We start from the raw sequence: 16,458 nt of genomic DNA on the forward strand, positions 1-16,458 counted from the left end.
CAGAAATAAAGGGCGTGAAAATCTCCATCCCAAGCACTCCAAGAAAAAAAGACACTGCTTATCAAAAGCAGACAAAGCGCAAAAAATTTAGAACCAGAGCGGCAATAGAACCTATCATCGGACATTTAAAAACCGATTTTAGGCTGGCAAAAAATTACTTCATGGGAGAAACGGGACCACAAATCAATGCATTACTAGCTGCAACCGCTTGGAACATGAAGAAAATGATGGAACTACTGAAACAGAAAATTATTTTCTTATTTTATAAGATACAAATTATGCTGTTTTCTAATCCTGTTTTTAAAAATAAATTAAATAGTGGGTTTTGTTAAGGAACGACTAAGTATTGGTTTTTCCTTGTGCCTTCTCGTATTTGCTCTTGTCATTGAAGAAAATTCGTATGACAAAAGCTGGAGAAATGCGGATCATCTCTTTCGGATTGTGACCATAGATTCAACGGCTGGCCTTGAACGCCAAATGTCCAGAACATTCGTTAATTTAAGTACGGAACTCAAACAAGTATTTCCGGAGATTCAAAATGAGGCTCGGATAGAATCCAGAAAATATTATTTAAAACCGCATGCAAGCTCAGCACAGTCCATAGGCATACAAGTTTTGGAGTCGGAAATAAATATCTTGGATATGTTGAGCATCAAGGTTCTCGAAGGCAATCCCAAACAGCTGGTCCAAGGAAAAACAAACTTGCTCATCGGCAAAGAATTCAAAGAAAAGTACTTTAAGAACGAAAATGTCATCGGCAAAGTCATCCAAAGTGCCGACCCCTATACCGATAAGCCATCCGATTATATCATTACGGGTGTTATGGATAATCTTCCCTATAATTCAACGCTCAGAACTTCCGCCATTGCTTTAGTCCCCAAAATATCGATGGAATTAAGCAAAGATGGCTCAGGCTACTACACCGAACAATTTGTACAACTAAAACCCGGGACACCAAGAATAGATCTTGAGCAGAAACTAAATCATTGGTATAAAGGGTACCTCAGTCCTAACACAAAACATGTGACTTCCTTTCGCCTACAGCCTATTCAGGATATATATATGGAGCCGTTAGGCAGTGCAGATATCAGCGGCAACCAAAAAACAACAAACATATTTGTGGGTGTTGCCGTTTTGGTCTTTATTATTTCCTGCATCAATTTTATTAATATTTACGCTGTAAGAACAGTTAAAAAATTAAGAGCACTTCATATACATAAAGTATTGGGGGCCAGCCGAGCCCAGATGATCAGACGAATGCTGATAGAAACAATCCTACTGTTTTTTATTTCTGCATTATGTAGTTTGGTACTTTTTAGACTTGGATTGTCCCAACTGGAACACTTTATAGGCTATGATCTCGCTTATATTAAATCCATACAGCTCCCGTTGCTATTGGCATTTATCATGACTGTAATTGCCCTTGGCCTGCTAATTGGTTTTTATCCAGCATGGCTGATCTCTGGTATTAAGAGTTCAGATGCCTTAAAAAATAAGCTATCAAAAATTCCCCATGCAGAAGTCTTTATCAAAAAAATGCTTATCACAACACAGTTCAGCATTGCCATTATCGTCATCATTGGCCTTATAACAATCAAGTCCCAACTCAGCTATATGCAAGCAGCTCCCTTGGGAATGGAAGTCAAAAATGTGCTAAACATTGATTATTTCAACAAGGGTACACAAAATACAAATATAAAAGATCGCATTGGTCAACTTACCGGGGTTGAATCGGTCAGCGTCGCTGCCTGGACGCCGACAATCGGGTCAGGCTACCTTGCCAAGACAATCGTTGACAAGGACGATCCAGGGAAAAATATCCAAGTCAGTTTCATCGGTGGCGATGTCGATTTGTCCAAAACTTTGGGAATCCAGTTGGTTAAAGGTCGATTATTGACTCCTGAAGATTATACGCATGTTGAAATGGATCTGGGAGAAGACGAAGGTATCAATAATGCCCTTGTGACCGAAAGTACGGCAAAAAAGCTTGGGATAGACAAACTCGGTATCCTGTATAAAGACCTTCAAATTATCCCCGTCGGAATCATTAAAGATTTCCATAGTGAGTCTTTTCGTAGCAAAATAGTACCGACAGTAATTTTGGCAAAAGATTTTAACGGAAGCGGCAATATGCTGATAAAAGTAGGGAAAGGACAAGAACAACAAATCTTTCGATCGGTATCTCAAATTATACAAAATACCTATCCTGATAAACACGTTTCCTTCCATTGGATAGATGAGTTGATTGCAAAACAATATGAAAAAGAGAGCAAGCAAGTGCAATTGTTTATCCTATTCAGTGCATTGACATTGTTGATCTCCGCCTTAGGAATCACAGGATTGATTATGCAAAATCTCGAACAGCGTACTAAAGAGATTGGCATACGCAAAGTCCTAGGCGCAACAGTGCTCGACATATCACGTCTCTTTTCAAAAGATTATCTCATCTTATCCACCTTGGCTATTTTTATTGCCAGTCCAATAGCGGGGTATTTTTCAAAAAAATGGCTCGAAGATTATGCTTACAATGTGGGCGTACAATGGTGGTTCTTTATCCTTGCCGCGCTTGCCATCTTTTTGATCAGCATCATTACTGTCAATTTCCAAACAATACGTGCCGCACTAAACAATCCAGTAGATAGCTTACGAAACGAGTAAATATTCATTTATAGTAATAGAGGGGGCCTCAATATGATCAAGAATAATTTAAAAATAGCATGGAGAAATTTAACCCGCAATTTCTCCACTTCGTTTATCAACATCGTTGGGTTGGCCATGGGAATTGCAACCTGCCTTCTGATCAGCTTATATGTGACCGATGAATTTAGTTTTGATCGTTACAACGAGCATGCAGACCGTATTGTACGTGTTGTTTTCAGAGGAACAGTAAAGGGCGGAACGATCAATGAGGCACATGTGATGCCACCTGTAGCTTCGACTATGAAGTCAGAGCTGCCCGAAGTTGAAGAAACTGCACGACTACGAATCGGTGGATCCCCCCTATTTGTCGTCAATAATAAAGTGTTTCACGAAGAAAAAATGGCTTTCGTAGATGCTTCTTTCTTCAAAATTTTCACGCTCCCTTTTATTAAAGGGGATTTGTCTACAGCTATTTCTTCCCCAAATTCTGCAGTGATTTCAGAATCCACCGCCTTAAAATACTTCGGCACAAACGATGTTGTCGGTCGAGACCTCATCATCAAAGACAGTCCAAATATCCTCAAAATCAATGGCGTAATCAAAGATGTCCCTCAAAACTCCCATTTTCATTTTGATGTATTTACCTCTTTGGATGCACTGGAAGATTCACGATCAGATTCGTGGATGACCTCCGAATATTATACTTATGCGCTGCTTTCGAAAAATGCATCACGTGAAAAGCTCGAAAAAAACTTAGCCATCCTATTCGACAAACATGTTGCCACACAATTTATGGCAGGTTTTGGCATGAGTTACCAAGAATACAAGAAAACGGGAAATAAGATCGGTCTTTACCTACAGCCGCTCACAGATATCCATCTATATTCGAATTTCAACTACGACCTCAGCGCTCCGGGGGATATACGTTACGTTTATATTTTTAGTGCTATTGCACTCTTTATGCTATTGATTGCCACAATTAATTTTATGAATTTATCTACAGCCAATGGCTTTAGGCGGTGTAAAGAAGTAGGTGTACGAAAAGTATTGGGTGCCGACAAACAAAACCTGATGCGACAATTTATGCTGGAGGGCGTCCTCCTGACTTATATTTCCTTGGGAATAGCTTTGGGAATTGTTTTACTTGCCCTTCCTCTATTTAATCAGATTTCAGGAAAAGAGATTGAAATCCAAAAACTTGACGCTTTTAAAATTATCCCCTTCCTGCTGACTTTTGGTTTAGTCGTCGGTCTATTTTCCAGCAGCTATCCCGCGTTATATTTATCCTCATTTAATCCGCTCCGTGTATTAAAAGGAAAAATAAGTCGTTCGACTAAAGGCCTTAATTTGCGCAGTGGGCTTGTTGTATTTCAATTCATCATTTCCGTCGGACTTATCTTTGGAACCGTGGTGGTTGTTCAGCAGCTGGATTATATGCGTCATATTAAACTTGGATACAACAAGGATAATGTCCTTATTATACCGAGCTGGCCTTTGGGGAAAAACGAAAAGACATATTATAATTTATTGATGCAAGATAGCAGAATCAAGCATGTCTCTCATTCGTCCTATCTCCCTGCCGGAGAAAGTAACAACAACAATTTTTTCATCTATCCAGATGGCAATACTGATCAATGGGTCAAAACGATTCGTTACGATATAGATGAAGAATATATTCCGGTTATGGGGATGCAGCTTAAAGAAGGACGAAATTTCACAAAAACATTTGGTAATGACAGCCTTTCTGTCATCATCAATGAAACCGCAGCAAAAGATCTAGGTTGGAACGATCATAGCCTTGGTAAAATATTGACCAATAAAGACAACAAAAGCTATCGTGTTATTGGTGTCGTTAAGGATTTCCATTTTCGCTCTTTACATGAGCAGATCTCCCCGCTTGTGATGGTTCTTAGCGATCAAGCCGGGAGTTTGATTCTCAAAACCCAAACAGCCGATATGGAGAAGCTCATTCAAAAATTAGCCTCTCTCTATCGTTCCTTTCCAACAGACATTCCATTCAGCTATTCCTTTCTGGATGACCGATACGCACAGACCTACCAAGCAGAAGTGAAAACGGGTAAATTACTGAGCATCTTTGCGGGACTGACTATTTTTGTGGCCTGCCTTGGTTTATTCGGCTTGGCTATTTTCACCGCCAATCAACGCAGAAAAGAAATAGGGATCCGAAAAGTTGTTGGAGCTACAGTTCCCGACATCACGCGTATGCTTTCCACGGAGTTCGTCAAACTTGTGCTAATAGCCATTATCATTTCTTCTCCCCTATCTTGGTGGATGATGCACAAATGGTTAGAGAATTTTGCGTACCGTATTGAGATGCAATGGTGGATGTTTGTGCTAGCAGGAGCGCTAGCCATTTTTATTGCTTTAATTACTGTAAGTTCACAAGCGATACGCGCGGCCCTAACAAAGCCTGTTGACAGTCTACGTGATGAATAAAAAACGTTTATAATTATCGATACAATAACCTCAAACAATGATTCAGCTATATTTTAAATCAGCTTTAAGACAATTATTTAAACATGGCTACTATACGATGCTGACGATTTGCGGGCTAGGGTTAGCCATGGCCTGTAGTTTGTTTATCTACATCTACAATAGTTTCCAATTGAGCTTTGATCAGTTTCACGTCGATAAAGATCGAACCTTTTTAGTCGTACAAGATTTAAAATTGGACAAGATAGAACACAGCAAAGGGGGCGCTTATGCCATGTATGACGCCATATCTCGTGAAATTCCTCAAGTAGAAAAAACAGCATTATATATCGATAATAAAAATCTTACGCTACGTATAGAGGATCAATTATATCAGACAGCAGGCAAAGCGTCATTTACTTCCTCCAGCTATTTCAACATATTAAATTTCCCTTGGATACAAGGCAAACCGGAGGAACTGGATCAACCCAATACGGTAGCCTTGACTAAAAGTATTTCAAAAATTTATTTTAAAGATGAAAACCCTATTGGAAAAATAATTTTAGTAGATGGCAAATTCCCCATAAAAGTCATCGGTATCATCGATGACAGCAAGAGAAATTCCGATTTTCGTTCGGATATCTATATATCGTTAAATTCACTGACAAATTTATGGCAGATTCCCAAAGATGATGGATTCTTTCTCAATTGGGGCTATACTAATTCAAGTAACAACATCATACTAAAACTAAAACATACATCCGATCAGGCTGCTGTGGAGAAAAGCATACAAAAGCTAATCACGAAATATTGGGACAAGGATGTACTTCAATATTTTCATTATAAGCTACTGCCACTACCCCATTTTCATTTTGACGCGAATTATGGCAAAGGGACCCAACGAACCTTATTGAACATCTTAGTTGTTATCGCCGTGGGCATTGGTGGTATGGCATTTATCAACTATAGTAATATCGTATTTGCCCAACAAATGAACCGGAGCGTAGAAATGGGGGTCAGAAAAATACTAGGGAGTTCCAAGCAGCAACTGTATTACCAGTTTCTGATCGAAACCTTGCTGTTGACAGCGTGCTCAGTCTTATTTGCGTTATTACTATTGAGTCTTTCCATCTCCTGGGCCAATCAATACCTATTTGAAGATGAGCCCGTGCAAATTATCAACCTGTATTCATTTTTGGGTACAATTGGAATACTTTGGGCCGCTACCGCACTAGTCACCTCTGTTTACCCGCTGATCTTTGTAAATCGAATGAAAATCCAGCAAGCCTTAAAAAAGTTGACCTTAGGCCCATGGAGCTTAACCAGAAAATCTTTTATTGTCGTACAGAATGTAATCGCCATGATTCTTCTGATTGCCACGTTCGTTATTGTCTTACAGGTAAACCATCTCAAGCAGACCGATATTGGCTTTAATCGTGAACAAGTGGTTCTCTTTCCCATGACGAATAACATGCTGAAATCAAAAGAGAAAATTGTACATTTCCTTCGTGATCGAACGGAAGTGCAATCATTTACTTTCTGCGACAATCCGCCATCACACGAAAAAGTATGGGGTGGAACTTTTCAATTTGATAACAGATCAGAATGGGAAAAATGGCCTGCTAAGTATGCAATCGGCGATTCAACCTATATCAGGACCTTTCATATCAAATTATTGGCCGGACGGAATTTTGATGACAATCCACAAAATCCAGAGTTTTTAGTCAATCAGCAGATGGCTACTACATTGGGATTTAAAAACCCAAATGATATCCTTGGCCGAAATCTGAATGCTGGCGGGCTCAATGAAGAGCACATCGGAAAAATTGTAGGTGTGGTTGCAGATTTTAGCACCAATTCGCTCAACGAGCCTATATCCCCTACCGTAATTGGCTACAATGAAAGCCGATTAAAAAACCTGGCCGTTAAGTTTAAGGGACATAAGCAAGATATATTATTGAAAACGCTAGCGCTACAATGGAAAAACTGGTATCCTGATGAAGTTTTCCAATATAAGTTTTACGATCAGCAAATTGCTAACCTTTACAAAAAAGAAGCGTTGGTTGAAAAACTTATCTGGATTGCGGCTATTGTATCGCTATGTATCAGCTCACTTGGTTTTTTAGGTTTGCTGTCCATCAATATCCTCAAACGCACAAAGGAAATTGGCATACGAAAAGTACTTGGCGCTTCCGTTTCAGGTATTGTCATTTTGCTATCTCAGGACTTTTTCAAGTGGATGGCTATTGCCTTCACCATTGCCACTCCTGTAGCATATTATCTCATGGAGCACTGGTTAACTAATTTCCCATTCCGAATAGAAATTAGCTGGTGGATCTTTTTCCTTGCTTTCTGCACTGGATTAATCTTGACGTTATCGGTCATTACACTGCAATCCATCAAGGCTGCAATAGCAAATCCGGTCCATAGTTTACGGAACGAGTGATTGACTGCTTCGGCATGGAAGAGGATCTCCAGCTACAGGCATCCGCCGAGCTGGAGATTGAATGCTGTACAATATTGAACGGCAAACTGTCCGATATCGAACAGCATTCAGCAGCACATCAGCAATAAAAAAACTAACTATCAACAACATACACACTTGGCCAAACATTTGTATTTTTAGTTTTCTATGTCGAGGCCCCATTATACAAACAGCTTCATGAACGGAATAAATTCTTATTACAAAGACAATGAACTTTACAAACTTTAAGATTGCTTGGCGAAATATTCGAAAGAAAAAAGTGCAGAACCTGATCAATCTAATTGGATTGACCTGCGGTATTACTTTTCTACTACTTGTAGGCGCCTATGTATGGGATGTACACCAAGTGAATAGCAATATCAAAAATATTGATCGGCAATTTTTGTTGCAAAGCAAGTATAAGAAAGAAGGATTTGGTATTAACTTAACCACGTTAGGGGCGCTCCCCAAAGCCTTACATGAGGAGTATCCTAATCTCGTCTCTAATTATTATCGGATTGATGGATTGACAGGTATCGTAGCAAACGGAGCAACAATCCATGAAGAAGGGATGTCTCTCGGAGATCCTAGTCTATTGACGATGTTCGGATTCCATATTCTAGCGGGTAACGCCAATACTGCCCTGAATAATCCTTTCTCAGTTGTCATCAGTGACAAAGCAGCCATAAAATATTTCGGCCATGCGGATGTACTTGGAAAATCGCTACAAATAAAAAATTTCAAGGGTGAAAAACACGATTTTGAAATTACAGCAATCATCAAATCCGATGTCCAAAATGCCATTATGGATCTCACAAAGAATATGCATGCAGACATATTTTTACCGATCATCAACGAGCAATTCTTTGGCCGATCTATAGACAATTGGAATAATCCATATATTGCCGGCTATATTGAATTGAAGCCAGGTGTCAGCTCGGAACAAGTAGATGCTGCCATAGAGACACTGGTAGGCAAAAATACAGATAAGGAATTTTTCAGCCAATATAGCCCTAGTTTAAAACCATTGAAAACCTATTATTTAGACGACAACCAGGGGGCTGTTCGCAAAATGATACAGACATTGATCTTGACGGCTATTTTTATCTTGATCATGGCCATTATAAATTTTATTAATTTTAGTATCGCTCAGCATATTACGCGATTAAAGGAAATGGGTGTTCGCAAGATGATGGGATCGTCTCGGGTGCAGCTTATTAGACAACTGATGACCGAATATATCCTGATCGTGGCCATAGCAACATTAATCAGTCTGCCAATCTATATCGTGACAAGCCCAATCTTTGAACATATCTTGATGCGCAAGCTCCCTACGTTAATGGAATTGCCGATTTATTTTTTTGGTCTACTGGGTATAATGACATTATTAATTGGTTTACTGGCGGGTCTATATCCAGCAATCAAGCTTTCCAATATAGCGGTACTTCCGGCAGTCAAAAATCAGTTTTCGACCTTGGGCGGCAAACAGCTGGTACGAAAAATTCTTTTGTTTTTTCAATTTGGGGTAGCCTTGCTGCTGCTGGCCTGCACACTAATTATTTCCAAACAGGTGGACCTATTTCTCCATAGCAATCTAGGTTACAACAAGGACTACTTATTAACCGTTCAAGTACCTAGAGATTGGTCCGAAAATGGTGTTCGCAAAATGGAGACTTTACAACATGAACTCAGCCAGCAACCAGAAGTAAAATCTGTAAGCTTATCTTATGAAACACCTGGATTACTGGGGTTCAATATGCAATCTGCATTCGGTACGGTTGAAAACAAAGAAATCCAGGTACAACGGATTACAAGTGATAGTCACTTTTTGGGAACCTATGAGATACCGCTAATTGCGGGAACTTTTCTTCCTAAAAACTATGCTACTCATGCGGATAATAGACCAGTCGTCATCAACAGAAAGGCTATGGATGATTTTGGCTTTAAAAATGCCGAGCAGGCTATTGGTCAGCAAATAGCAATCAATGATCCTAATTACAAAATGACTGTTGTGGGCGTTGCTGAAAATTTTGTAGCCAACACACTTCATCAGGCATCTCCGCCTATTATCTGGATAGATGTACATGAGAGCCTTCAATACCGATACCTCAGTATTCGCTTACAAAAAGGCTCTCTTTCCAATGCAGTACAACAACTAGAAAAAAAGTGGAAAACGTTGCTACCTGATGCACCGTTCGAGTATCAGTTTATGGATGAACGTATCAAAAGTTTATATGAAACTGAGTTGCAGCTGCATCGCGCTTCCCAGATTGCTACGGTTGTTTCGCTACTGATCGTGGCATTGGGACTTACCGGATTAATATCGCTTTCCATCCATCTGCGCAATAAAGAAGTTGGCATTCGTAAAGTACTTGGGGCTTCACTAGCACATTTGATGTTACTCTTTTCAAAAGAGTACTACGGAATCTTCCTATTTGCTGCATTTACGACAGTTCCACTGAGCTATCTATTGATGCAATACTGGCTACAAAATTACATTATCCGAGTAGAAATCAATGCATTTACCTACTTGTTACCATTGGGCACGTTGATTGGTTTGCTGAGTTTATTGGTTGGTATTATTGTATTTCGATCAACTCGGTTTAATCCAGTTGAAAAATTAAGAGATGAATAATCTAAGAAACCAATCCACATAAACAGTATGATAAAGAATCACCTTAAAACCGCTTGGCGAACATTGATGCACAATCGGATCTATTCGCTATCAAATCTCATCGGCTTAACCATCGCGTTACTGGTATTTATGTTAATTAGTTCACTTGTCATTGATGAGCTTTCCTACGACAGACAATGGGGCAACTCCAATGAGCTTTACCGAATGAGGGTGGTACCCAAAGAAACACAGGAAGGTGTCAAAACCAATATTTCAGGAGCTCCTGAAGGTCTCTCAAAGGTCTTGAAAACTAATTTTCCTGAAATTTTAGGTTATTCCACGATCAACAGTAGTTCACAGAAATTAACAATCGACGGTCTGTCAAAACAACTAGCTGAAATCAGTACCTTAGTAATTGACAGTGGTTTTTTCAATCTTTTTGATACAAAAATAATTGCAGGCAATCCAAAACAAATTATTGCAGGTGCAAAAAACATCACATTGACAGCCTCTGCTGTACAAAAATACTTCAGCGGAAAAGATGTACTCGGCAGCACATTCTACAATAAACCGCAAGAAGGGGAACCAGAGGCTTATTATGTCAATGCTATTATTGAGGATATTCCTCATAATTCATCCTTTCAGGCAGAAGCGCTCGTGCTGATGCCTAAGGTAAATGAATTCAATCCGACAGAGGCCGGCTCATTGCAAACACAAATTCTATTGCTCAAAAGCACAACTGATATTAACCACTTTTCGACCAAAATAAACAAATGGTACAATGGACAAAAACTGAATGACTGGGCGAAAAGTTTTAATCTTTTTATTGAACCCATCAAAGATATACACCTACAAAGTATTACAGGATGGGAGAATCCCATGCAAGATATTTATCTACTGGTGGGAATAGCGACACTTATTCTTATACTGGTCAGTATTAATTACATTAACCTAAGCTTTGCGCATGCCTTAAAACGCACACAACAGATAGGTATCCGTAAGGTATTGGGAGCAAGCCGAAGAAATCTAATCTTACAAATGGGCATAGAGAGTACGATACTCTTTGCCAGCTCTTTTCTGATCGCATTTTTCGGTTATATTCTTGTCAGTCCTGCATTTGAAAACTATTTAGAGCATCCACTGACAATGAGCTACCAGCATTCTTTATTCATGTTTGCTGGACTACTAACCACCTGGATAATTTTAGGCTGGTTGTGCAGTTTACCGACTGCGTTGTCTCTATCGAAAACACAGCCATCGCTTGAACTTCGGAAGCAGCTATCTTTCTTCAGACTTCCCTTAAATATGGCATTTACCAAAATACTGGTTGTCTTCCAATTTGCTATCTCCATCGTCGTAGCGATCTGCATGATGTCAATGCGGGCACAACTGCATTATTTGTATAGCAAAGATCTTGGCTACGAACCTAAAAATCTTTTAGCCATCAACTATACCTCTTGGGAAGGAAAGGATCAGGCTTTCAAACAGGAGCTATTAAAAAATTCATACATCGCATCGGTTAGCCTAACAAGCTGGACTCCCTTTAGCGGGGGCGCAGATTTTAAAATAGTAAAAGACCCTCACGATCCGAACAAAGAATTGCCTATTGTATTTGTTTATGCGGATTATGATTACATCAAAACAATGGGTATAAAACTCCTTGACGGACGTCCTTTGAGTGCGGACTATGCACTGGACAGATCATTTACGGATTCGGTACACAATGGGCAACCAGTATTTACAAACATGCTCGTTTCCGAAGGAACAGCCCAACGGCTCCCTTTTAAACTCAATAAAAGTTTAGAGCTCCTAAAAAATACACCAGTGGGTATATTTAAAGAATTTAACGGAGCAAGTTTAAAGTTTCCGATCGGTCCTTTTGCAATTAAGGCAGAAACTGAATGGGAAGGTGGCTGTATGCTCATTCGGGTAGAGGAAGGCAAGAAAAAGGAAGCTTTAGCATTGGTAAACAAGACATGGAACAAATTTTTCCCAAACCGGATAGCGCAGATCAACTGGCAGGAAGATCAAGTACAGAATCAATATAACAAAGAAAAAAAACAATACCAGCAATTAGCACTTTTTACCGGTTCCAGTATGCTGATTGCCATCTTAGGGATCGTAGCTATTGCTATTTATACGCTAGAACGAAGAGTAAAAGAAATTGGTATCCGTAAAGTACTAGGGGCTTCCGTAAATACGATCACATATATGATTTCCAAATCCTTTATCTTACTCCTCCTGATAGCTATTCTAATAGCTTTCCCTATAGCATGGTGGTTTACGCATAAATGGCTAGAAAATTTCTTCTATCATATAGATGTACCTATCGTTCTATTTATTTTCACAGGGTTGTGTATTGGTTTGACAACTTTAGCGATTATCGCCACCCGTATATTCCAGACAGCCCGTATTAACCCTGTCAATAGTTTAAGAGATGAATAAGAAAAATAAGCCGTAGGTTATCTAAGCTAAAAAGTGTATTAATTATTAACCAAATTTGGGTGTAGATCAGTTTATAATTGGTGTACCTACGGCTTAGGATCTTTGAAGCGATTTTTAGCTGTTTGCGTGTTGGACAGCTAAAAATTGCTTATTTCTTTTCAGTCGATTCCGTGGGAGCAGCTAAAATATAACCGAATCCGTATTGAGATGCTTTCCGAATAATTTTGCGGTCATCAGACCGATTAAGGAAATCATCTAGTACCTTAATCAGGTTTTTAGGATGTATATACCTTTCTAATTTAGCACAGCATAAGTTGTGTATTTCGTCAGGTCTCTTTTCCACATTAAAATATCCCATATCAATATTTTCATCCAAGAGAGTACTTATCTCTTTTACTTCTTCTATTGTCGAAATTTCATACGGGTCGAGATCATGTCGAATATCGATTAACTTAAATTCGATTACTTTTTGATCTTGCTCTACCTCAACTTTATACAGTTCATAAATAACGCGGTCACCCAATTTAGTTACATGCAATTCATATGTATACTTCTGTGACGACAACTCGATTCCGTAAGGCATCAATTCATTCATACTCTTTATTTCTAGTACAAGCTGCATGGCGACCAAATCATGAACAAAAATTCTTTTCCTTTTGAATGTCTCGACTTCATTTACAAAATCGAATGACTTTCCCATTAAAAAAGAAACTTCTTCGGGTGACAGGTGCCGCGAAATACGTTGTAGCAGCATACGATAATATATTTGCATGTTTAACTCTTCGCATCTTCTCCTATATACTTTTGTTTTTTGAATTTTCGCTGTTTTCATCATTGACACATTTAAATGATATAGATTTTCAATACAAAATAATAGAAAATATTCTAAAAATAAAAACATTTGTATAAATAAAAATAACATTTTGTATATTTATCTATACAAAACAAGAGCATACTAAATCATAACTATGACAAAACTAGGTGAATTTTTAGAGAAGAAATCCGTTAATAAATCGCGAATTGCGCGCAAAACAGGTTTAAGTAAGGCAAGAATCAATGAGTTAACGATGACCGAAACGGCTAAATTACGTTTGGATGAAATGTACCTGATCGCATTGGCTATTGATACAGATCCAGCTAAAATGATGTTCGAACTATGTGATCATCTCCAGCTGAAAGAGATTGAAGAGTAAGCAATTCTCTATTTACCATCAGCGCCTAGAACGTCTGTGCGATACTGAACGCCAAACTGTTCGATATCGTACAGACGAGCTTTTCAAATTTAAAACAACAAACTAGTTATCAATACATTAACAAAATGGCAATGCAATTGATTTCAGCTTAAAAGTCTGTTTTGATTATAACTACCAGTCATTCAGACCTTAAAAATTTCTGCTATGATAGGAAATAATCTCAAAATAGCTTGGCGGAATATGGCGAAAAACAAGCTATATTCATTCATCAAAATTGGTGGCTTTGCCTTTAGTATTGCGATCTGTATTCTTATTGTTTTATATATAAAACATGAGACCAGCTACAATAAGTTTTATCCGGCTATGGATAGAATTTACCGCTTGGTCGTTCAGTTACCCATAGAGAATAAAACCGAGCGCTGGGTTTCACTTTCTGCACCGGTAGCGCCAACCTTAAAAGCAGAAATACCGTCCATTGAGCAAACGGGGCGCATCCTACCTAATCCGTTATTCGGTGCGGGCAGCAATCAATTGTCATTAAATAACAGCCCAGATAGCCATTACGATGACGGATTTGTCTATGTCGACCAGTCTATTCTCGACATGTTTCCTATGCCAATGGTTTCGGGCCAGCTGTCCCATGCACTCGACAAGCCCAACACATTGGTTATTACCAGAAGCAAGGCCGAAAAATACTTTAAAAATGATCCAATTGGACAAACGATCTATCTCAACAACAATAAATCTAAGGCCTATACCATCACTGGGGTCATTGAAGATATGCCCAACAATTCGACCCTTGCCGGTTATAGTTTTTTTATGTCGCTCGCTGGAGAACCTTTTTATCAAGGCGAACAGACTGCTTGGCTCAATAACAATTATACCGTGTATGTCAAATTAAAACCCAACGTAAATGTTGCACTGGCTGAAAAAGAAATTTCAAAGAATTACTTAGAGATACATTATCTCCCTGAATATCTAAAATCAGGACGGAAACTTAATCCGCTTTTCAAACAGGCAAAAATAACTTTACAGAATGCACTCGACATGCATTTAAAATCTGCGGATATAAGCGACGATAAAGTTAGTACATTGAACAGAGGCGATATTCGCATGGTTTGGACCTTCGCAACAATAGCTTTATTTATTTTGTTCATTGCCTGTATTAACTTCATCAACTTATCGACAGCAAATGCAGCAACGAGAGCAAAAGAAATTGGTATCCGTAAGACTATTGGCTCCTCCAGGAAGCTGCTTGTTGGGCAATTCCTTGTTGAAGCAATTTGTTATAGTGTATTGTCACTGATTATTGGGCTCTTTCTAAGCTGGCTACTACTACCCGTATTCAACCATCTAGCCAACAAATCCTTGACCATTCCTTGGATAGCGGCGTACTTCTTTCCTTCTCTTTTGGTGGCCATATTGGTGATCGGTGGTCTTGCCGGAATCTACCCTGCATTGTACCTATCCAAATTTAAACCAATCACCGCACTGAAAAACAATGTCATTGGCGCTAAATCTTCGCTGTTTAGGAATAGTTTGGTTGTCTTTCAATTCGCGACCTCAATTATCCTTATCGTTGGAGCATTGGTAACCAATAAACAGATAAACTACATATTGGACAAAGATCTGGGATTTGACAAGGAACAAATCGTTGTGCTTCGCGGTATTGGAACATTATCGAAACAGCTTCCAAGTTTAAAAAATGAACTAAAGAGCCTCCCCAATGTTGCCTCAGTTTCCATGGGTGATTTTCTTCCAGTCCCCATCGATGGAGCCAAACGAAATGGTAATCCGTTCTGGGTCGATGGCAGAAAAGATCTTGATATGGCTACACAGGGCCAATTTTGGGAAATCGATCAGGATTATCTGAGCACATTCGGTCTTCATTTAAATAAAGGACGAAATTTTGATCCCACCAGAGCCACCGATAGCAGTTCGGCTATTATCAATCAGAAATTGGCCGACGAGCTTCACTTAAAGAATCCCATTGGTGCAAAAATCACCAATGGCAATACATGGACGGTCATTGGCGTAGTAGATGATTTTATTTTTGAGTCGCTAAAAGATAAGGGGTATGCAGGACTTTGTATGACATTACGAGGCAATCCCTCCCTCCTCTCTGTTAAGGTAAAACCGCAACATCTCAAAGAGACGCTCGCTGATATCACAGGAGTATGGGACAAATTTGCCCCAAATCAACAAATTAACTACAGCTTCTTGGACGAAGGTTTTGAGGCTCTTTATCAAGACGTGGAACGGACCAAGAATATATTCACTTGTTTCGCTCTTGTTGCCATTTTTGTTGCTGCGCTCGGGCTTTTCGGTCTCGCAACTTATGTGACACAGCAACGGACCAAAGAAATTGGCGTACGTAAGGTCCTTGGAGCCAATGCGATTAGATTACTCCGATTATTGTCTGGAGATTTTATAAAATTGGTGTTTGTAGCCTTGGTCATTGCTACACCAGTTGCGTGGTGGGCGATGAACCAATGGCTTACAGATTTTAACTATCGGATCGAAAAAAATTGGCTCTACTTCATTCTTGCAGGAATGAGTGCCATTTTAATTGCTTTAGGCACAATCAGCTATCAGACTTGGAAAGCCATTCGCGCCAATCCTGTGGATAGCCTGCGTGATGAATAAATACAAAACCGTAAAAGACTTTT

9 protein-coding genes are annotated in these 16,458 nt (G+C 39.2%); 8 read left to right on the top strand and 1 reads right to left on the bottom strand.

The features are described from left to right. The 6 genes from IQ31_RS27300 to IQ31_RS08870 form a co-directional block, all read left to right on the top strand. Window positions 1-332, top strand: a 332-nt coding sequence (locus IQ31_RS27300; protein ID WP_483259534.1) for a transposase, incomplete at its 5' end; no start/stop codon positions are given. Continuing rightward, window positions 319-2,658, top strand: a complete 2,340-nt coding sequence (locus tag IQ31_RS08850; RefSeq protein WP_145327805.1) for an ABC transporter permease — start codon at window positions 319-321, stop codon at window positions 2,656-2,658. The genes IQ31_RS27300 and IQ31_RS08850, both read left to right, overlap by 14 nt. 33 nt (window positions 2,659-2,691) lie before the next feature. Next, window positions 2,692-5,097 (top strand): ABC transporter permease, encoded by a 2,406-nt coding sequence (locus IQ31_RS08855; RefSeq protein ID WP_145327806.1) that lies wholly within the window; start codon window positions 2,692-2,694, stop codon window positions 5,095-5,097. 37 nt (window positions 5,098-5,134) lie between these two features. Continuing rightward, complete coding sequence (locus IQ31_RS08860) at window positions 5,135-7,519, top strand: ABC transporter permease (protein WP_145327807.1); 2,385 nt, start codon at window positions 5,135-5,137, stop codon at window positions 7,517-7,519. A gap of 247 nt (window positions 7,520-7,766) precedes the next feature. After that, window positions 7,767-10,172, top strand: a complete 2,406-nt coding sequence (locus IQ31_RS08865) for an ABC transporter permease (RefSeq protein ID WP_145327808.1) — start codon at window positions 7,767-7,769, stop codon at window positions 10,170-10,172. Window positions 10,173-10,199: 27 nt separating this feature from the next. Then, window positions 10,200-12,596 carry an ABC transporter permease gene (locus tag IQ31_RS08870; RefSeq protein ID WP_145327809.1) on the top strand — a complete coding sequence of 799 codons (2,397 nt, stop codon included), beginning with the start codon at window positions 10,200-10,202 and terminating at the stop codon, window positions 12,594-12,596. Between the two features lie 148 nt (window positions 12,597-12,744). Here IQ31_RS08870 and IQ31_RS08875 read toward each other — a convergent pair whose 3' ends face one another. Next, window positions 12,745-13,368 carry a hypothetical protein gene (locus tag IQ31_RS08875; RefSeq protein WP_145327810.1) on the bottom strand — a complete coding sequence of 208 codons (624 nt, stop codon included), beginning with the start codon at window positions 13,366-13,368 and terminating at the stop codon, window positions 12,745-12,747. A gap of 196 nt (window positions 13,369-13,564) precedes the next feature. Between IQ31_RS08875 and IQ31_RS08880 the strand changes: the two genes are divergently transcribed. Beyond that, window positions 13,565-13,789 carry a helix-turn-helix domain-containing protein gene (locus IQ31_RS08880; protein ID WP_070566237.1) on the top strand — a complete coding sequence of 75 codons (225 nt, stop codon included), beginning with the start codon at window positions 13,565-13,567 and terminating at the stop codon, window positions 13,787-13,789. A 204-nt stretch (window positions 13,790-13,993) separates the two neighbouring features. Then, window positions 13,994-16,435, top strand: a complete 2,442-nt coding sequence (locus IQ31_RS08885) for an ABC transporter permease (RefSeq protein WP_145327811.1) — start codon at window positions 13,994-13,996, stop codon at window positions 16,433-16,435. Window positions 16,436-16,458: the final 23 nt, after the last annotated feature.

Origin of the sequence: Sphingobacterium siyangense (assembly GCF_007830445.1) — a bacterium.
Classification (GTDB): Bacteria; Bacteroidota; Bacteroidia; order Sphingobacteriales; family Sphingobacteriaceae; genus Sphingobacterium; species Sphingobacterium siyangense.